Raw genomic sequence first — 18,968 nt, forward strand, 5'->3', positions numbered from 1 at the left:
GGGAATCTTGTACTCAGAATTCTATGCGGTCGCGGAAGGCGACAATATCGCGGAACAGAGGTGTATCGTAGTCTGCCGGGATCGGGCTTTCACCCGTCACCCATTTGAGAAGATCGCGGTCAAGCACTTCAAGAATATGCTCAAACTCATCAAGCTGCGGATCGTTGAAGCCGACAATATACTCGTCCGCATACTGCCCAAGGATCAGATCCATCTCGCGCATACCGCGATGCCAAGCGCGAAACAGAAGCTTGCGGCGCCGTACATCCAGATTTTCCGTCGCCAGTGTGCTGCCAGTCATCCTCGGTAAGCTCCAATCATTCAAATTGCTGCTGGTATATAGCATCTGCGCCGCAAACGGGAACCCGTTTATCCAACAAGAACAAAAAGAGCACAGAAAGATTGCGCACCGCCCTTGCACCGTGAGACGAAGCAGTTAATGCTCAGCCCTATGCGCCCATCGATGCTTGATCCATTTTTTGCTTCCGTTCGTTCGCTTTCCGGCATTGGCCCGAAGGTTGCCGGCCTGCTTGGAAAACTTCTAGGTACCGATGTACCCGGTGCCGAACCGAAAGTCGGCCAGCTTCTTTTCTTGCCGCCGAATAGTGTGATTGACCGACGCAACCGCCCAGGCATTGCGCTTGCACAGGAAGGTACCATCGTCACGCTGGAAGTCACCGTCGACCAGCATCAACCCGCACCGCCCGGCAGAAGTAATGTTCCACATCGCGTCTTTGCCCATGACGACACCGGCGAAATCGCGCTGACCTTCTTCCATGCACAATTGCCGTGGTTGCAGAAAATGCTCCCTGAAGGCGAAACGGTCATCGTGTCAGGCAAGGTGGAATGGTTCAACGGTCGGGCCTCCATGGTCCACCCAGACTATATCGCAAGCCTCGAAGATGCGGCCAATCTGCCGATGGTCGAACCTGTCTATCCGCTGACTGCGGGCCTGTCGCCCAAGACACTGGCACGCGCCGTCAAGGAAGCTTTGAGCCGCGTGCCTCTGCTGCCGGAATGGATCGCCCCACCCTTGCTGGCACGCGAACGCTTCACCAGTTTCCAGCAATCGCTCACCACGCTTCACCTGCCGGAAGACCCTTCCGACATCACGCTTGAAAGTATTTCAAGACGCAGGCTTGCCTATGACGAATTTTTGGCCGGGCAACTGGCGCTCGCCCTTGTCCGCGCCAAGACGCGGCGACTTTCCGGTCGCCCTCTGGAAGGCACAGGACGCATCGTCGCCGAAATCATGCGGCACCTGCCTTATCGCTTGACCAAGGGGCAGGATCAGGCCGTTCGCGAAATCATCACAGACCTCAAATCGCCGGAGCGCATGTTGCGGCTTTTGCAAGGCGATGTCGGCTCCGGCAAGACGGTGGTGGGCTTGCTTTCCATGGCGCACGCTGCCGAATCCGGCGGTCAATCCGCTCTTATGGCTCCGACCGAGGTGCTCGCACGCCAGCATTTTGCGACGATTGCACCGCTTGCCAAAAAGGCAGGACTAAAGGCAGCGCTCCTGACTGGCCGCGAAAAGGGTCGTGACCGGAACGCCGTACTTGAAGGATTGAAAAGCGGTGACATCGACATCGTCATCGGCACGCACGCGCTGTTTCAGGAAAAGGTCGAATATCACGACCTCGTTCTGGTCATCATCGATGAACAACACCGCTTCGGCGTGCATCAGCGTCTGATGCTGACTGCCAAGGGTTCCGCACCTGATATGCTGGTCATGACGGCTACGCCTATCCCGCGGACCCTCGTCCTTACCGCCTTCGGCGATATGGACGTGTCGAAACTGACCGAGAAGCCTGCCGGACGCCAGCCCATCACGACTGCCATTGTGCCAATGGAACGCATGGGCGAACTTGTCGAGCGCATCCGAAAAGCCGTTGGAGAAGGACAAAAAATCTACTGGATTTGCCCGCTCGTGGAGGAATCCGAAGTCGTTGAACTGACTTCGGCGGAAGAACGTTTCGAAAGCCTCAAGCCCGTCTTCGGTGAGCGCATCGGCCTTATCCATGGCCGCATGAACGGTGTTGAGAAAGACGAGGCCATGCGAGCATTCAAACAGGGCGAAACGCGAGTTCTGGTCGCGACGACCGTGATCGAAGTCGGCGTGGATGTCCCCGATGCCACGATCATTGTTATTGAACATGCTGAACGGTTCGGTCTGTCGCAATTGCATCAGCTGCGCGGCCGCGTGGGACGCGGCGACCGGCCCTCGACCTGCCTGCTGCTTTACAAGGGGCCTCTGGGTGAAATTGCACAAGCCCGGCTAAAGGTCATGCGCGAGACGGAAGACGGTTTTCGCATCGCCGAAGAAGATTTGAAACTGCGCGGCGAAGGTGAATTGCTCGGCACGCGCCAATCCGGCACTCCGGGGTTCCGTCTGGCATCCATTGAAGCGCATGGCGATCTTCTGGAAATCGCCCGCAAGGATGCGCGCTATATTTTGACAAGCGACCCAGATCTGGAATCCGAGCGCGGACAGGCATTGCGCGTCCTGCTTTATCTTTTCGGGCGCGACGAAGCGATCAGGCTTCTGAGAGCAGGATAGCAAAATGGCCGCTGACGCGGCCACTTCAATCACTCTATAAAGTAAGCGCTACAATAAGCTGATTTTATTCAACAGTTACCGACTTTGCGAGATTGCGGGGCTGGTCGACATCCGTGCCCATCAGAACGGCGGTGTGATAGGCCAGCATCTGGATCGGCAGCGCATAGACGAGCGGCGTGATAAATTCAGGCACATCCGGCAGAATGATGGTAGCCATCGTGTCGATGCTGGCTGCCTCGGCGCCCTTTTTGTCGGTGATCAGGATAATGCGACCGCCGCGGGCGGCAACTTCCTGCATGTTGGAAACAGTCTTTTCGTAAAGGCGATCCGACGGTGCAATGACAATAACCGGCATGGTTTCATCGATCAGCGCAATCGGACCGTGCTTCAATTCACCGGCAGCATAGCCTTCGGCGTGAATATAGGAAATTTCCTTCAGCTTCAGTGCGCCTTCCATCGCCAGCGGGAAGGACGTGCCGCGACCGAGATAAAGCACATGATTGACCTTGGCCAGTTCATGGCACATCGCAGCGATCTGATCTTCCAGCTTCAGAACCTGATTGATAAAACGTGGTGCTTCCGAAAGCTGGCGTACCAGCTCCTGCTCACGCGTGTCATCGATTGCACCACGTGATTTCGCCGCCGCGATTGCAAGTGAGGCCATCGCAGAGAGCTGGCAGGTAAAGGCTTTGGTGGAAGCAACGCCGATTTCAGGGCCTGCAAGCGTCGGGAAAACGGCGTCCGATTCACGCGCAATGGTCGAGCCGGTGACATTCACGACTGCAGCGATCTTCAATCCTTGCGACTTGCAGTAGCGCAGCGAAGCCAGCGTATCAGCTGTTTCGCCTGACTGCGACACGAACATCGCCAGCGAATCCTTCGAGAGCGGCATTTCGCGATAGCGGAATTCGGAAGCGATATCACTATCGACCGGCAGGCGCGCTATCTGTTCGAACCAGTACTTGCCGACGGATGCCGCATAGTAAGCCGTGCCGCAAGCAGAAATCGTCAGGCGGTCGATCTTGCTGAAATCGATACCAATCGCTTCCTGGCGCACCTTACCCGTCGTGAAGTCGAGATAGTTGGCAAGCGTGTGGGAAATCACTTCCGGTTGCTCAAACATCTCCTTCTGCATAAAGTGACGATGATTACCCTTGGAGACGAGCATATTTGCCGTCTGCGTCTTCTGGATTGGGCGCTCAACTTCGCTGTTGTTTTCATCGTAAACGGTCACACCCTTGCGCGTCAGAACGGCCCAATCGCCGTCTTCGAGATAGGCAATGGTATCCGTGAAAGGCGAAAGTGCGATGGCGTCGGAACCAAGGAACATTTCTCCTTCGCCATAACCGACGGCAAGCGGCGGCCCCTGACGTGCACCGATCAAGAGTTCTTCGTCTCCTTCGAACAGGAAAGCGAGTGCGAAGGCACCATGCAGCATCGGCAGGCTGTCGCGCACGGCTTCAACTGGAGACTTGCCCTTTGCCAGTTCGCGCGTCACCAGATGGGCAACAGCTTCGGTATCGGTTTCCGTCCGGAAATCGTAGCCTTCCGCCTCAAGCATGGTGCGAAGCTCGGCGAAATTCTCGATGATGCCGTTATGAACGACCGCGAGACGCTCGGTAATGTGCGGATGCGCATTGCGTTCTACAGGCTTACCGTGCGTGGCCCAACGGGTATGCCCGATACCGATGACGCCGGGAAGTGGCTCTCCGGCCAGACGCTTTTCCAGATTGACCAGCTTGCCTTCCGCGCGGCGGCGATCGAGCTTACCGTTCTGCAGTGTGGCGATACCGGCAGAATCGTAGCCGCGATATTCGAGCCGCTTCAGTGCATCCACAAGAAGCGGAGCAACTTCGTTATTTCCGATAATGCCGATAATTCCACACATAGGCTGCTCCAAATCCGACGTTCAGGCGTGTTGCATCGCGGTTTAAAGATTCTAATGCAGAACGGCAACCCAAGGGATTGCCGCTCGCTTAAACAATTCGACGATTCATTTGGTAAAGGTTTTAGCCGCTTTGATGGCAGCGTACTTCTCTCGCAGGATTTTCCCCCGCCCTTCTTTCGTTTCCTGGCGGGCACGACCGAAGGCCAGCGCATCGGCAGGAACATTGTCGGTAATCGTGCTGCCCGATGCGATATAGGCGTTGTCGCCAATTTCCACCGGCGCAACCAGCGAACTGTTCGAGCCGATGAATGCGTTTTCGCCGATCACCGTCTTATACTTGTTGTAGCCATCGTAATTGCAGGTGATCGTGCCAGCACCGATATTGCTGGATGCGCCGACTGTTGCATCGCCGATATAGGTCAGATGATTGATTTTTGCGCCTTTGTGTACGATGGCGTTCTTCACCTCGCAAAAATTGCCAACCTTGGTCTTCTCACCGAGATTTGCGCCGGGACGCAAGCGCGCAAACGGTCCTATCTCTGCCCTCGGACCGACATCGGCACCTTCCAAATGTGAGAAGGAATGGATCAAGGCTCCTGTCGATACACGCACATTTGGACCGAAGAAGACATTCGGTTCAATAATAACATCAGCCTCGATCAGCGTGTCGTGCGAAAAGAATACTGTTTCCGGAGCGATAAGAGTCACGCCTGCAAGCATCATTTCGCGGCGCTTGCGCTGCTGCCAGATGGCTTCTGCTTCGGCCAGTTCGACACGATTGTTGATGCCGATGACATTATCCACCGGCACTTCGATGGCCGTTACGTTCATGCCTTTGCTATGGGCGATAGCGACGATATCGGTCAGGTAATATTCACCCTTGGCGTTGTTATTACCCACCGCATCCAGAAGCGCCAGAGCGTGTTGACCGCGAACGGCCATCAGCCCGCCATTGCAGAAACCGATCTGCTTTTGCGCTTCCGTTACTTCTTTTTCCTCAACGATGGCAACAAGTTTGTCGTCCACCTCGATCAGACGACCATAACCGTGAGGATTATCTGGACGGAAACCGATAACGACAACATCAGCGCCTGCGGACAGTCGTTCACGGGCCTTTTGCAGAGATTGTGCTTCGATCAGCGGCGTGTCACCGAAAACAATGAGCAGATCGTCATAGTCATGTTCGATTGCTTCGCGCGCTGCCAGAACGGCGTGGGCCGTACCGAGGCGTTCCTTTTGCTCGAAAGCCGACACAGGGCCTGCATTCTTTTCCACCGCTGCACGCACATCCTCGGCGCCGCGTCCTACGACCAGCGCAACATCGCTCTTGCCGGTGCCCTGAACTGCCTTGACCACGTGAGAGACCAGCGGCAAGCCTGCCACCTGATGCAGCACCTTGGGCAGGCTGGATTTCATGCGTGTGCCTTCGCCAGCAGCTAGCACGATGGAAAGGCAGGTACGATCTGTCATTGTGTCGTCCAGAAAATTGAGATGATCTTCGCTCATAACATCAAAGCGTCTATGAAAACTTACACGCCAGTCTTCAGGAAAAGACCTTCGATTTGCCCGAGTGCAGGAAAGGTTTCAAGCATCCAGTACGAGAATGATTGCATGCCTCCGGTCAGGAACAAGACGCCTGCCGCAACAAGAAGCGCGCCCATCGCTTTCTCCACCTTGCCGAGATGCACCCGGAAACGCGAAAGAAACCGCATGAATGCGCCGGAAAAAAGGGCGGCAATCAAAAATGGAATACCGAGGCCAAGCGAGTAGGTCGCAAGCAATAACGCACCTTCACCGACTGTACTGCTACCACCGGCAAGTGTCAGGATCGGCCCGAGAACCGGCCCGATACAAGGCGTCCACCCAAAGGCGAATGCCAGCCCCATGACATAAGCTCCAAGCGGCGATGCGGGAGCGTTGCGTGCCTGAAACCGCGCTTCGCGAGACAGGAACGACAGACGCAGAATACCAAGGAAATTCAGTCCCATCAAAATGATGACGATACCCGCAACAATTGCTATCTCTTGCTGCCATGCGCGCAGGAAAGCGCCGATGGACGACGCTCCGGCACCGAGTGCCACAAAAACCGTCGTGAAACCAAGAACAAAACAAATTGCCGCAAACGCCAGCGAACGGCGCGCCGAAGGCGCTGCTGCAACGGCTGTCGCCTTCTCTGCGCGGAAATCCTCGACGCTCACGCCAGCCATGTAGCACAGATAAGGCGGCACAAGCGGCAGAACGCAGGGCGACAGAAACGACAGTGCACCGGCTCCTGCGGCGGTCATATATGAAATATCGAACACCAATACCTCTTTCAATTTATCAAATCACTTGCGGCCTAGCCCAACCGCAGTCTTATATAGACCAACTTCTGCTCTACTTTGAATATTTTCAATGCGGCATCTCGCTCGAACACAAGTTCGCCTTAAATCGAGATCATTGCGCGATTTTTAGTATATTGCTCCAACCGGACGACGTTCCTATGAGCCTTATTGATAATGAAGCGCCTTCAAAGCCAACTGCGACGTCGACAAGACATTTCAGCTGGTTCAAGCGATATCAACATTTTCTATTTGCAATGGCAGGCATCGCCATTGCGTTGCTTGCGATCTATGTGCTGGAAAATCTGCTCCAGCATACGTCTCGCACGGAAACGCTCGCAGCGTTCCACAATATCTCATGGACGACGTTCGCTCTGGCTGTATTCTTCACGGCGCTGAGCTATGCAGCCGTCGCGCTCTACGACGTGGTGGCAGTTGATACGATCGCACCCAACCAGATACCACGCCGCATTGCTGCCGTTGCGGGTGCAGCCGGTTACGCTATCTCCAACGCGCTTGGGTTTTCCCTGCTGACCGGAGGTGCTCTGCGTTATCGCATCTATGCTGCCGAAGGTGTCAGTCTCGCCGATATAGGCAAGATCGTCGGAACATCATGGTTCGCGATCTGGTTCGCACTGATTATAATGGTCGGTGTGGCGCTTCTCATCGATCCACAAGATGTGCCCTGGCTTTCCGCCATCGATTCCCGCATCGATATTGTCGCGGGTATCGCTATTCTGGGCAGTATAGGCTGGGTTATCTACTGGCTATCGCATGGGCAGCGCAGTTTCACGATAGGGTCGTTCAACCTACGTCTGCCAAATTCCAAAGGAGCGCTAACCCAGATTTTCGCAGGACTAGTGGATGTAGGTGCTGCAGCCGCTACGCTCTATGTCCTCATGCCTGCCGATGCTGTACCAAGCTTTGCGATTTTCGCACTGGTTTATGTGATCGCCATCGTGCTCGGAATTGCCAGCCATGCTCCAGGTGGTCTCGGCACTTTTGAGGCAACGATCATTGCGGGGCTCGGCCTTGGCGGAAAACCGGATGCCATTGCTGGGCTTCTCGCTTATCGGCTTGTCTATACGGTCATGCCGCTTGTTATGGCGACGGCGGGCATTCTCATATGGGAGATCATGCGGCGCCGCCATAAGCTCAGCAAGCAGGCGCGCTTCGCCAAACGTCTGGTCGAGCCTCTCATTCCGGGTCTCTCCGCCAGCATTATCTTTCTCGGCGGCATCATTCTTCTCATTTCCGGAGCTACGCCTGATCTTCGCTATCGCGTTGAAGTACTTTCAGACATTGTTCCTGAGTTTTTCATGGAGATGTCGCATCTCGCCGCCAGCCTGGTCGGCGTCGCGCTGCTCATCGTTGCACGCGGGCTATCAAAACGACTGGCGCGTGCTTGGGTGGCCGCACAAATCCTTCTCCTCAGCGGTGCGACTTTTTCTCTGGCGAAAGGTCTCGACTGGGAAGAAGCGACCATTCTCTGCATTTTCGCCTTCACGCTCTGGGGGTTCCGGGATTCGTTCTACCGTCGCCCGATTTCCGGGCCATTCGACTTGAGCTGGAACTGGATCGCGACGGTTGGTACAACCGTTCTTGTTTCCACTTGGCTTGGCTTTTTCGTCTACCGTCATGTGGAATATTCCAACGATCTATGGTGGGATTTCGCTTGGAACGGCAATGCGCCCCGGTTCCTGCGAGCGACTGTTCTTGTCTTCGCCGTTGTCGCGGCAGTGGGTCTTTATTCGATTATCAACCGAAACGGTCATCGCAAACGGAAGGTGGATTATTCGATACCCGATGCCGTGCCTGAACTGGTCGCTCGATGGCCGCACACGGATGCCGCTCTGGCACTGCTCGGCGACAAACAATTTCTTCTCGCTCCCGATAACAGCGCCTTCATCATGTATGCGCAATCCGGCGGCAGCCTGATCGCGCTTGGGGATCCCATTGGCAACGAACAAACCGGCAAGGAGCTTGCATGGTCATTTCATGGACTGGCCGACAAGCTTGCCTTGCGAACCGTATTCTACGGTGTTGGCCCGCAAAGTCTGCCGCTGTTTCTGGATATGGGATTGGTCGCGCTGAAGCTCGGCGAAGTCGCTCGCGTTGACCTTACCAATTTTTCGCTTGACGGCCCGCGCCGCCAGCCATTCCGCTATGCCGACCGCAAGATCGACAAGGATGGCCTGACATTCGAAATCATTCCGGCATCCGACGTATTGCCGCTCATTCCCCGGCTGCGCGAGATTTCCGACGCCTGGCTCGATTTCAAGTCCGGCAGCGAAAAGGGATTTTCGCTGGGCTATTTCGATGACGAATATATGAAACGTTTCGACGTCGCGGTGTTGAAACAGGACGGAGAAATCGTGGCTTTCGCCAATATGTGGCGCGGCGCGGACAAATATGAAATCACTGTCGACCTCATGCGCTATATGCCCAATGTGCACAAGCTCCTGATGGACGCGCTCTTCGCCAAGCTGCTGATGGCCAGCAAGGAAGAAGGCTATAAGTGGTTCAACCTCGGTGCGGCTCCGCTTTCCGGCCTGAGCGGCAGCAGGTTGGCGTCCCGCTGGAACCGTTTTGGCGCCTTCATCTATCGCCGCGGCGCGGACCTCTATCATTTCGATGGTCTGAAAGCTTTCAAGGAAAAATTCGACCCTGTCTGGACCCCGCATTACATGGTTTGTCCAGGCGGCCTTGAGACACCCCGCGCCCTTCTCGATGCCACAACCCTCATCAATGGCAGCCCTCTGGAGTTCATTCGCAAATGACCAAAAGACGTGTTCTCTTTATTATTCTTGGGCTGACGCTGGTGGTCGCGGCAGGCGTGTATGGCGCAATGCATACAGGCAAAATTGCTCGGCTTTGGACAAGAATCACCAATTCCGATGAGCCGGTTATCCATGCCAGCGCGGAAAGACTGTCCAATATCCCTGTTTACATGCCGAAGAATGATCCTGTCGGCCTCGCGATTTTGCTGAGTGACGAAGGCGGCATTGGCGACCGGGAAAAGAGCTTCATGGATGCCATGCTCGCTCGTAACATGATTGTCCTTCCCGTCGAGCTTGGCCCTTGGCGCGCCGCTCTCGATAAGGAAGACGGCGAATGCAATTATCTGGACTCCGATTTCGAAGCTATCGCCAAGGAAGCGCTGCGCGGGCTCGATCTCGGCGTTTATTTCCATCCTGTCCTGACAGGAATTGGCCAGGGCGCAACCATCGCTTATGCCGCCGCCTCCGATTCTCCCGATGCAACGATTGCAGGTGCCGTATCCCTTGATCCGGTTCCGGCGAAAACCCGTCTGCCTTCGTGCACGGAAAAAGCCAATGCAATCAGGACTCCGGATGGCGGCTTCACCTATGGCTTCAATGCGGCACTTCCGGCCCCTGCCCTTGTGATCGGCCCTGCCGGTTCACCGGTCAACAATCCGATTACAGCCCGCCAGGAAAATATCGCGGTGCTTCAATCGGCACCGGAATTTCCCGCCCGGCTCAAAATGGCCGTCGACAATGTCGTCGCCATGGCAGACCAGGATGCCAAGAACGAGGCCCTGCCCATTGTCGACCTGCCTGCCAAGGGAGGAAAAGCCGACATGGTTGCCGTTTTCTATTCCGGCGACGGCGGCTGGCGCGATCTCGACAAGTCCATTGGCGAATGGTTGCAGGCTCATGGCGTCCATGTGATCGGGGTGGATTCGCTTCGCTATTTCTGGTCGGAACGGACACCGGAAGAAATCGCCGCCGACACCACCGCCATGATTAAAAAAGCAGACCCGACAAACAAGTTGCCCGTTGCCGTTCTGGGCTATTCATTCGGTGCCGATACGTTCCCGTTCGCGTGGAAATATCTGGACCCTGCCATACAGGACCGAACAAAAATGATCGGTCTTCTCGGTGTCGAAACAACGACGACGTTTCAGGTGTCCATCGAAGGCTGGCTCGGAATGGATGGCGACAAGGATGTCGTTCCGGCCATCTCGACAATCCCGCTCGACCGTGTGGTTTGTGTCTACGGTGAGGAAGAGGACGATACCGCCTGTACAGCTACCGAATTGAGGGGCATAGAAGTCATGAAATTAGCTGGCGGCCATCATTTTGATGAAAATTATGAGCCTATTGCTGCGAGCCTTCTGGAAAAGATGCGCGCCCGGGCTGGATTGCCGCCGCGACCAGCAAGTTGACAGTTCTGTCGAAACTGGCGCCCGCATTGCCGGCGCCAGTTTGATGTTTCAGCCGACAGCAGATTTTTGATCGCCAAGCTGCCAGCGAACGAAATCAATCAACAGGAATGCAATCAGACTGATTCCAATCAGCGGCAAAGCCCAGCCGATAGCAAGGGAAGCGATTACAACCCCGACTTGCTGCACAACAGAGAGGCGTTTCCAGCTCACGATCAATGTCCTCGGCACCGACCCCGCCGGTGGGCGCCGCTGCCACCAGATGCGATAGCCGTAAACAATCATCACAATCAGCGACAGGCCAAGTGCAGCCATCAATATCTGATTGGCGCCCCCGAACAGGACGCCCATATGAAGATCAATGCCCCAGCGGATCAATTTTGCGATGATGGGGAAGCTTTCAAAATCCGCACGACTGATCACACCCATATCGCTTGGATCTAGAGCAACCGTATCTACTTGCGTGGGCCAGGACCGGTCGTACTCACGCACCAGCCAGCCTTGATCCGATGAACGAGGCAGTCGAATCTCGATCATGGGTGAATCGAGTCCGGCCTGCCGTGCAGCCAGATAAACACCATCCAGCTGCCCAACATAGTCCTTCGCTGTATCGACTAAGGACGGCATCGGCATGCCACTGTGGTCGTGATGCGCATCCTGTTGATCTGTTTCCGCTGCCCTGTTCAAAACAGTAGAGACGGATGGCGTAATCCAGCCGACCGCCGCTCTGAATTGGTCAATCCTTCCTCCGGCCAGTTGCGACCACGTCATGCCGGTCGCTGAGAGGAATAAAAGACCAACAGCAATCCAGATGCCAATCTGACCGTGAAAATGGCGGGTCTTCAGGTGGAGATTTTTTGTTTGCTGCTGTTTGCGCCGGATGTCCCGTTTCCACCACCAAAGCAGTACACCGCCAAGCGTCGCTACCCAAAGCCAGGATGCAGCGAGTTCGCTGTAATAACGCCCAAAATCCCCGAGCATGAGATTGCGGTGCAGATAGTCAATCGCTGCGCGAAGCGGCAATGTTCCACTTGTGCCATAGGCAACGAGATCACCTTTCACTGACAGTGTGACGGGATCAATGAAAATTGCCCGGCTTTCAGATTCTCCCAATCCCGGCTGGTTGAACATAACCCGTGTGTTCCAGCCTGGACCGATTGAAGGTCTCACGGCAAAAAGTTTTGGGCCCTCACCTATAAATGTTTCTGCCGCTTTCACCTGCTCTGCCAGTGGCTGTAACGTTCCAAGTGACGCGGTCCGCAGCTGGTCACGGTAGATGTAGTTTTCAAGCTGCGGCGTGAGAACATAAAGTGTGCCGGTCACGGCTGCGATCATAATAAAAGGTCCGACAAACAGACCGACATAGAAATGAAGTCGAGTGACGAAAGCGTGAAAGCCGGTGCTCGCGGCATTCTGCTGTATTTGTGTGCCAGCTTTCCTCTCAAGAAGAGTATCCGTCATGGAGCCCTCCTTGAAAAGAGAGGGAAGCGCGGCGCGTGATCTATGAAATTGCGTGCGTAGTCAGCCACGACCACCACGATAAAACGATGGTTTTGCATCGATATCTCCAAACGATAAAAAATTGCCGTCGCGAAGCGGCGGCTTCGTTTTTCAAAGATCGTGCAAACTAGGCGGGCCTCTGGCTTGCGCAGCTATAACAAGCTGACCGGGAGGCGCACGAACAGCCAAAGGAAAAGCGACAGTGTCTTTCGTAACAATCGAATCGAAAGATGCCGCAACCAGCTGTTGCGTCAGTCCGGTTCCGATCGCACACGCCGCCTGACACAGAGTCGAGCAGCAATGCCGGGCGAGCTCTTTAAGGGGAGCGTCTGCATCGGTTGGCGGCGCGTGAACCGAACAGATCACAGATGAAGGACCGGCACTCCATGCAGCCATGGAAGCCTGCGCATATGCCGTTATTAATCCCTGTAAAAGAATAACAAGCGTCAGTGATACGACCCAAAGGGCTGTATCCGACCGATCGCCAATAATTCTTTTCCGCAAGATCATGATAGTTCATGACATTCTTGCAGTGCAAAGTCACTGCGACAAAGGTGGAGTGAACTGAGTGGAAGAGGAAGTGGTGAGCGCGCAGGGATTCGAACCCTGGACCTACTGATTAAAAGTCAGTTGCTCTACCGGCTGAGCTACGCGCTCCCAGAAGGAGCAAATCGCCCCCGGAAGTGCGGCGGAACATAAGGGCGGCTTGCGGATTGGTCAACACCATAAAATCAGGTTTCTCCAACATAAACTCAAAAAAATCACAGGGCTGGGACATACGTCGTCGCGCAGTGTTGCTGAACTGACGCTTTCAACGCTCGTTCAAGCGCTGACTACTCCTCAACGGAAAGGCGATTCTGAATCGCGAAATGCCGAAACGAGATTATCCAGCTTTTACTTCTCCATGCCGGGCCTTGCTGCCTACCCATACTACGGCTAGATTCATTCAAGTATTCTAATCGGCGTGTGGTGCTTCATGTTTCTTGCCACCAAAGCGTTTTCCCATTTCCGGCGCTCCTTATCAGGCGTAGGCATAGCACTCGGCACGCTGTTTTTTTCCGCAGCGCTTACCCCGAGCCTGATTCCACGAACCTATGTCATGCAGGGAATTCTGGGAGGTATCGCATTCGGGGCCGGTTACGGTATTGGCGTATTGTGGCGCTGGTTGTGGCACTATCTTGAGCTGCCCGAACCTCGAAATCGATTACGCAGCAGAGTCAATCTGGGTGTCGGTGTCGTCTGTCTTGCGGTGGCTATTGCTGCGCTTTATTTGGCCGCTGGCTGGCAGAACTCAGTTCGGGCTGTCATGAGCATGGAGCCAGTCCCAAGCGCCTACCCAATGAGCGTTTCCGCTTTGGCGGTTTTGACATTTCTTGTTCTGTTGGTCCTGATTCGGCTTCTAATTTGGTTGGGGAGATTCGTATCAGCCAAAGTGCAACTGGTCATGCCGCGTCGGGTAGCAAATGTACTGGGTGTCGCAATCACGATCATACTTATCTGGACAATCGCCAATGGCCTGCTCATTCAGTCCACCTTCAAGGTTCTGGATCGTTCATTTCGCGAATATGATGCGCTGATCGAGCCAGATCGTCCGCAACCGACGGCGCCAAACAAGACCGGTAGCGCCGCTTCACTTCTGCATTGGAACCAACTTGGACGGGCCGGACGTGAATTCGTGTCCTCTGGTCCTGCCGCCGCTGATATCTCGACATTGACTGACAAAAAGGCCGTCGATCCGATACGCGTCTATGCAGGCTTGCAAGTCGCCGACACGCCTGAGCAACGGGCTGAACTCGCGCTTCTGGAACTAAAACGGCAGAACGGTTTCGAGCGGTCTGTGTTGGTTGTCATAACGCCGACCGGCACGGGATGGGTGGACCCCGCAGCAATAGACGGACTAGAGTATTTGCATGATGGTGACGTGGCCAGTGTTGCCATGCAATACTCCTATCTTTCCAGCCCGTTATCGTTGTTCTTTCAACCTGAATATGGAGCAGAAGCATCCCGGGCGTTGTTCATAACCATCTATAACTACTGGAAAGAACTGCCACATGATCGGCGCCCTCGCCTGTATCTCTATGGTTTGAGCCTTGGTGCAATGAACTCCGAGGTCTCGGCTGAACTGTTCGAAATGCTCGATGATCCGATCAACGGCGCTCTGTGGAGCGGCCCGCCCTTCTCGAGCCGTGACTGGAAGGCCATGACCAGAAGGAGAAATCCGGGAACGCCCGAATGGCTTCCAGTATTCCGGGACGGCTCCTTTGCACGGTTCATGAATCAGAACGGCGAAGCGCCGGGAAACGGAACACGTTGGGGCCCATTGCGCGTCGTTTACCTACAATATGCCAGCGATCCGGTAACCTTCTTCGATAGCCTGTCTTTCTACCGTCAACCTGACTGGATGCAGGCACCGCGTGGCCCGGATGTTTCACCAGAATTGCGGTGGTATCCAGTAGTTACCATGCTCCAGCTCGCGCTCGATATGGCCTTTGGGACGACAACGCCGATCGGACACGGGCATGTCTATGCTCCAGAGCACTATGTCGATGCTTGGCTGGAAGTAACTGGCGTAACCGGATGGGACACCGACAAGATCACGATGCTCAAGCAGCACTTGCGCATGAAAATGGATGCAGAAAACCTCGAAGGCTACGAACAGCGCGGTGGGTAAAACCACGCTGTTCATTTGTTCGGTTGTATCAATAGTTCGGTGACTTCTGTGGCGCCTCCTGAGAACTATTCAAGTTCAGCATTGGAATCGCCCCGTTCGGCAGCATTGTGCTTGGCAGTTGCCCATCCCATCTTTCTGCCTGCGTCAATGCAACAAGACCTGGATTATCGCGTAGCGCATCGCCACGCGCCTTGATGGCAGTTGCTTCGGCTTCCCCCTTCAGCCGTATCGCTTCGGCCTCTGCCTCGGCCTGGAGGCGAACAGCATCAGCCTGGGCCTGTGCTTCGGCACGACGCGCATCTGCCTGCGCTTTTGCCTGCGTCACGGTAATTTCAGCCTGCACTTTCTCGCGCTCAGCATTCTGACGGAGGCGCTGCACCTCAACTTCGGCCAGCATGCGCTGTTCAATGGATTGCTCATAGGAGTCCGAAAAATCGATATTTTCGATCTGCACCGTATCGATGATAACCGGACCGCGTACGCTGTTCTGTATCGCCTCCGCAATTTCCTGATTGAGACGACTACGCTCCTGAATTGCCTCAACAGCATTGAACTTTCCGAAAACAGTTTTGCTTTCTTCAAAGACGCGCCGCTCGACAAGACGAGACAGAAGTCCGTCTTCGCCACCATAGGTCGCGTAGACCTCTTCCACACGATCTGGCGGAATGCGGTAGTTGACGGAAAGATTCATCGTGGCCGGTTGCTGATCGCGGCTGTAGGCTTCCATGCTGTTGTAAATCGCAGCTTTGGATTGCACGGATATTCTTACGATCGAATCGATCAGTGGAATTTTGAAACCAAGTCCCGGTTGTGCAACACCAGAGACTGCTCCATAGCGCAAAACAACACCGCGCTCACCTTCGTCAACCGTGTACCAAGAACCAAGTACTACGCTCAGTATTCCAAGTAGAACAATACCAGCCAATGCTTTAGGTAAAATCTGGCGCATCCCGCCTCCTCTGGCGCTCATTTGTGAAAATAGCGGAGACCGATAGCGCTTCAATAGTACGCCACGAACTACGCTCCGACCGCCTTTTAGAGTGCACTGATATGAATGACAATTATTCTTGGATACGTTTGATAGACTTAGTCCACAAAAACAAAGCCGCCCCTTAAAGAGCGGCTTCTTTGATTCTGGCAGAACTTCACTGTCAGTATGGTGAATAACACTGCTGACGTGGACCGTTATACGGCTGGAAAGTGTTGTCCGAAGCCCGATACGACCGGTAACGATTATAGCACCACTGGACGTGCGAATTGCTATAACCATAGGCTGGGGCACGATAGACCGGCGGAGGCGGAGCGGCAATCGCACCACCGATGATTGCTCCAGCGCCGAACGCTGCTAGCGGATACCACCATCCATCATTATGGCGGCGATAGCCGTGGCGATAATAGCGGTCGCCGCGATAGCCATTCCAATACCCCGGCCCCGGACGGTAAGGACGTCCGTGCCAGCCTGGCCTCGGCCCAGGCCGGTGTCCACGCCAATGCCCATGCCGAGATCCCCGGCGCCAGCGGTCATCACGAACGTGCTGAACATTCTCATTCTTTGCCGCAGGCGCAGTTGACATGACAGGTGCAGCCAGAACCGGAGCCATTGCGCCGATCAGAAAGCCTGCACCAACAAGACCAACCATCATCTTTTTGAAGGTGTTCATCCTGTGCTTCTCCATTTCAATGATGCTATCATTGCTGGCAGTTTATGAATGCTCGCTGAATATTGGCGGAAAATACGTGGATGTTGTATTCATTTCGCAATCCATAGAGATTTCATCAAAAATTTAACGAAAAACAATATTTCGTTCAGGCTACGGCTTTATTTTTGTTAGCAAATTGCGCGACAGTAAGATAGCTTGCTTAAAGTAGGGCAGCTTGTAAGTGTTTTCATCGAGTGAGGTTTGCATTGGCAACAAAAGTACAGCCGTCCGTAAGAGTGTTGGAAGCATCCTTCTCCCAGGGGGCAAATCCTTTTACGGCAGCAGTTGAACTGACACCCATGCCAATGCTCATTACAAATCCACGTCTGCCGGACAATCCGATAGTCTTTGCTAACAAGGCCTTCCAAAACCTCACTGGTTACGATAGCAGCGAAATCATCGGAAAGAATTGCCGTTTCCTTCAGGGCTCGGCAACGAATCCCAAACATGTCGAGATGATCCGTGCGGCACTCGACACCGAACAGTCAATCGATATTGATATCCTTAACTACAAGAAATCAGGCGAACCATTCTGGAACCGGCTTCATATTTCTCCAGTTAAAACGGATGACGGCGAACTTCATTACTTCGTTTCATCGCAGCTGGATGTGACGCTGGAGCTCGGCAAACTGGTCGAGTTGGAAAAGGAACGCGAAACGCTTTCCATCGAAAACCAACGCAGCAATGATCAGTTCCAATACATTGTCGATGTGGCGAATATCGGTTTCTGGACGCGAGATTACCACACTGGTGAAATCAGCTGTTCAGCCGAATACCGACGCATTTTTGGATTGACACCGGATGAACCCGTCAATTACGACAAAATCATTGACATGGTGATGCTTGAAGACCGGATGACACTGATCCAGCGATCACAGGAGTCCCTTTCTACCGGCAAGTCTTTCCAGGTTGAATATCGCATTACCAACAGGCTGGGTCAGGTGCGTTGGGTGGAAACTCGTGCTAAGGCCCTTCTCGGCAAAAAACCTGCTTTTCTGGGCATTGTCATAGATGTCACCGAACGCAAAAAGGTCGAGGCAGACAAGGCGTTGGTTACGCGCGAAATATCGCACCGTTTCAAGAACTCAATGGCGATGGTGCAATCCATAGCGAACCAGACCTTGCGCAATGCCACCAACCCCCAAATAGCAAACACACTGTTCAGCGAACGGCTCCGTGCGCTTAGTCAGGCTCACGACATGTTGCTGAGAGAAGACTGGACAGGCACTACAATCAGTCAGATCTCCGAAACCGCCCTTGCCCCTTTTAACAGTACATTCGGCCACCGTATCCGGATACAGGGTCCAGCACTCGTCGTGAGTGACCGAGTAACAGTTTCGCTTACGCTCGGTTTATACGAACTCGCAACTAATGCTGTAAAATATGGTGCACTTTCGAATGAAAGCGGCACGGTCCAATTCAGTTGGGATGTCATCGAAAAGCACGGGGAGCGGAAATTCCACATGCTTTGGGTCGAATGTGGAGGTCCCGCGGTCGAACGCCCTGTGCACCGCGGTTTCGGTCAGCGACTGCTCTATTCCGTACTCACAGGCGAATTAAAAGCCGATTGCGATTTAAACTTTGCACCGAGCGGATTGATCATTGATGTCTTGGCCCCAATGACACCGGATGTCTTTCCGCAACTCGATAAATTCACGGATACACAGACTGAGACAGTATAAAAGGAGCAGCGAACTCGCTGCTCTTTTTTAGTTATGTGGGCCGCGACGACGTGGCTCGATATAGATTCTTTCGCGACGATGGTCGCGATCACGGCGCCAGCGTCGATCCCGATCGCGTTCACGATAATAACGTGGTGAATGGCGATCCCATCGACGGCGATCATCCCTCCAGCGACGATCCGTAACACAACGACCACTAGGCGTGCGGACCATGCCGCGACGGCAGCGGTAATCGACCTGAATAGCCGAGACAGCGCCATCGGTGGCGATTGCCGGAATTGGAGTCGGAGCAACAGGTGTACCTGCTTCAGCGGTGGCGGTAACCGCAAAAAGCGCGACAGCTACAGAAAGTAACTTAAATCTCATTCCGGGTTCCTTTCGAGAATTGGCCAGAATTGGAATCTTGCCCGCAAATAGGTAGGCCAAACAGCCATTTGGTAAAGTCACTTAATCTTACGAC

At 54.3% G+C, this 18,968-nt stretch carries 14 protein-coding genes and 1 tRNA gene; 6 read left to right on the forward strand and 9 right to left on the reverse strand.

The features are described from left to right. Positions 1-13: 13 nt before the first annotated feature. Positions 14-301, reverse strand: coding sequence for an FAD assembly factor SdhE (locus tag JNC70_RS00310; RefSeq protein ID WP_104756868.1), 288 nt, complete (start codon positions 299-301; stop codon positions 14-16). A gap of 138 nt (positions 302-439) precedes the next feature. Here JNC70_RS00310 and recG point away from each other — a divergent pair, with 138 nt between their 5' ends. Beyond that, the gene (gene recG, locus JNC70_RS00315) at positions 440-2,560 is read left to right on the forward strand and encodes an ATP-dependent DNA helicase RecG (RefSeq protein WP_208623485.1); all 2,121 of its coding nucleotides are present in this window, start codon (positions 440-442) and stop codon (positions 2,558-2,560) included. Between the two features lie 64 nt (positions 2,561-2,624). Here the strand turns inward: recG and glmS are convergent, their stop codons facing one another. The 3 genes from glmS to JNC70_RS00330 all read right to left on the reverse strand — a co-directional run bounded on the left by glmS (position 2,625) and on the right by JNC70_RS00330 (position 6,751). Beyond that, positions 2,625-4,448, reverse strand: a complete 1,824-nt coding sequence (gene glmS / locus JNC70_RS00320) for a glutamine--fructose-6-phosphate transaminase (isomerizing) (protein ID WP_104757578.1) — start codon at positions 4,446-4,448, stop codon at positions 2,625-2,627. A 105-nt stretch (positions 4,449-4,553) separates the two neighbouring features. Then, positions 4,554-5,918, reverse strand: coding sequence for a bifunctional UDP-N-acetylglucosamine diphosphorylase/glucosamine-1-phosphate N-acetyltransferase GlmU (glmU, locus tag JNC70_RS00325; RefSeq protein WP_104756991.1), 1,365 nt, complete (start codon positions 5,916-5,918; stop codon positions 4,554-4,556). 59 nt (positions 5,919-5,977) lie between these two features. Next, positions 5,978-6,751, reverse strand: coding sequence for a cytochrome c biogenesis CcdA family protein (locus JNC70_RS00330; protein ID WP_104756990.1), 774 nt, complete (start codon positions 6,749-6,751; stop codon positions 5,978-5,980). Positions 6,752-6,930: 179 nt separating this feature from the next. On the opposite strand from JNC70_RS00330, the gene mprF reads away from it, so the two are divergent. Both mprF and JNC70_RS00340 read left to right on the forward strand, forming a co-directional pair. After that, positions 6,931-9,549 carry a bifunctional lysylphosphatidylglycerol flippase/synthetase MprF gene (gene mprF, locus JNC70_RS00335; RefSeq protein ID WP_208623488.1) on the forward strand — a complete coding sequence of 873 codons (2,619 nt, stop codon included), beginning with the start codon at positions 6,931-6,933 and terminating at the stop codon, positions 9,547-9,549. Beyond that, positions 9,546-10,958 carry a virulence factor family protein gene (locus JNC70_RS00340; protein WP_208623487.1) on the forward strand — a complete coding sequence of 471 codons (1,413 nt, stop codon included), beginning with the start codon at positions 9,546-9,548 and terminating at the stop codon, positions 10,956-10,958. The genes mprF and JNC70_RS00340 overlap by 4 nt, the downstream gene beginning before the upstream one ends. 48 nt (positions 10,959-11,006) lie before the next feature. Here the strand turns inward: JNC70_RS00340 and JNC70_RS00345 are convergent, their stop codons facing one another. Together JNC70_RS00345 and JNC70_RS00350 are read right to left on the reverse strand one after the other, a co-directional pair. After that, positions 11,007-12,416 carry a PepSY-associated TM helix domain-containing protein gene (locus JNC70_RS00345; protein WP_104756980.1) on the reverse strand — a complete coding sequence of 470 codons (1,410 nt, stop codon included), beginning with the start codon at positions 12,414-12,416 and terminating at the stop codon, positions 11,007-11,009. A 620-nt stretch (positions 12,417-13,036) separates the two neighbouring features. Then, a tRNA-Lys gene (locus tag JNC70_RS00350) sits at positions 13,037-13,112 on the reverse strand. 319 nt (positions 13,113-13,431) lie between these two features. Between JNC70_RS00350 and JNC70_RS00355 the strand changes: the two genes are divergently transcribed. Beyond that, entirely contained in the window at positions 13,432-15,126 is a 1,695-nt protein-coding gene (locus JNC70_RS00355; protein WP_104756979.1) for an alpha/beta hydrolase, read from the forward strand. Between the two features lie 28 nt (positions 15,127-15,154). On the opposite strand, the gene JNC70_RS00360 is transcribed toward JNC70_RS00355, so the two are convergent. Both JNC70_RS00360 and JNC70_RS00365 read right to left on the reverse strand, forming a co-directional pair. Continuing rightward, positions 15,155-16,075 carry a prohibitin family protein gene (locus JNC70_RS00360; protein WP_104756978.1) on the reverse strand — a complete coding sequence of 307 codons (921 nt, stop codon included), beginning with the start codon at positions 16,073-16,075 and terminating at the stop codon, positions 15,155-15,157. A gap of 202 nt (positions 16,076-16,277) precedes the next feature. Then, complete coding sequence (locus tag JNC70_RS00365; protein ID WP_104756977.1) at positions 16,278-16,787, reverse strand: BA14K family protein; 510 nt, start codon at positions 16,785-16,787, stop codon at positions 16,278-16,280. Here JNC70_RS00365 and JNC70_RS00370 point away from each other — a divergent pair. Together JNC70_RS00370 and JNC70_RS00375 are read left to right on the forward strand one after the other, a co-directional pair. Further along, entirely contained in the window at positions 16,699-16,914 is a 216-nt protein-coding gene (locus JNC70_RS00370) for a hypothetical protein (protein ID WP_104756976.1), read from the forward strand. The two genes, JNC70_RS00365 and JNC70_RS00370, sit on opposite strands and share 89 nt — an antisense overlap. Before the next feature lie 151 nt (positions 16,915-17,065). Next, complete coding sequence (locus tag JNC70_RS00375) at positions 17,066-18,508, forward strand: HWE histidine kinase domain-containing protein (protein ID WP_280952375.1); 1,443 nt, start codon at positions 17,066-17,068, stop codon at positions 18,506-18,508. 27 nt (positions 18,509-18,535) lie between these two features. Here JNC70_RS00375 and JNC70_RS00380 read toward each other — a convergent pair whose 3' ends face one another. Next, positions 18,536-18,874, reverse strand: a complete 339-nt coding sequence (locus tag JNC70_RS00380; protein WP_104756974.1) for a hypothetical protein — start codon at positions 18,872-18,874, stop codon at positions 18,536-18,538. Positions 18,875-18,968: the final 94 nt, after the last annotated feature.

Source organism: Brucella oryzae, assembly GCF_041929965.1.
In the GTDB taxonomy this organism is placed as follows: Bacteria; Pseudomonadota; Alphaproteobacteria; order Rhizobiales; family Rhizobiaceae; genus Brucella; species Brucella oryzae.

Bases quoted from the DNA above. Each gene is read 5' to 3' on its own strand.
- JNC70_RS00310 (WP_104756868.1), bottom strand. From the start codon at position 301: ATGACTGGCAGCACACTGGCGACGGAAAATCTGGATGTACGGCGCCGC.
- recG (WP_208623485.1), top strand. From the start codon at position 440: ATGCTCAGCCCTATGCGCCCATCGATGCTTGATCCATTTTTTGCTTCC.
- glmS (WP_104757578.1), bottom strand. From the start codon at position 4,448: ATGTGTGGAATTATCGGCATTATCGGAAATAACGAAGTTGCTCCGCTT.
- glmU (WP_104756991.1), bottom strand. From the start codon at position 5,918: ATGACAGATCGTACCTGCCTTTCCATCGTGCTAGCTGCTGGCGAAGGC.
- mprF (WP_208623488.1), top strand. From the start codon at position 6,931: ATGAGCCTTATTGATAATGAAGCGCCTTCAAAGCCAACTGCGACGTCG.
- JNC70_RS00340 (WP_208623487.1), top strand. From the start codon at position 9,546: ATGACCAAAAGACGTGTTCTCTTTATTATTCTTGGGCTGACGCTGGTG.
- JNC70_RS00345 (WP_104756980.1), bottom strand. From the start codon at position 12,416: ATGACGGATACTCTTCTTGAGAGGAAAGCTGGCACACAAATACAGCAG.
- JNC70_RS00355 (WP_104756979.1), top strand. From the start codon at position 13,432: ATGTTTCTTGCCACCAAAGCGTTTTCCCATTTCCGGCGCTCCTTATCA.
- JNC70_RS00360 (WP_104756978.1), bottom strand. From the start codon at position 16,075: ATGCGCCAGATTTTACCTAAAGCATTGGCTGGTATTGTTCTACTTGGA.
- JNC70_RS00370 (WP_104756976.1), top strand. From the start codon at position 16,699: ATGACAGGTGCAGCCAGAACCGGAGCCATTGCGCCGATCAGAAAGCCT.
- JNC70_RS00365 (WP_104756977.1), bottom strand. From the start codon at position 16,787: ATGAACACCTTCAAAAAGATGATGGTTGGTCTTGTTGGTGCAGGCTTT.
- JNC70_RS00380 (WP_104756974.1), bottom strand. From the start codon at position 18,874: ATGAGATTTAAGTTACTTTCTGTAGCTGTCGCGCTTTTTGCGGTTACC.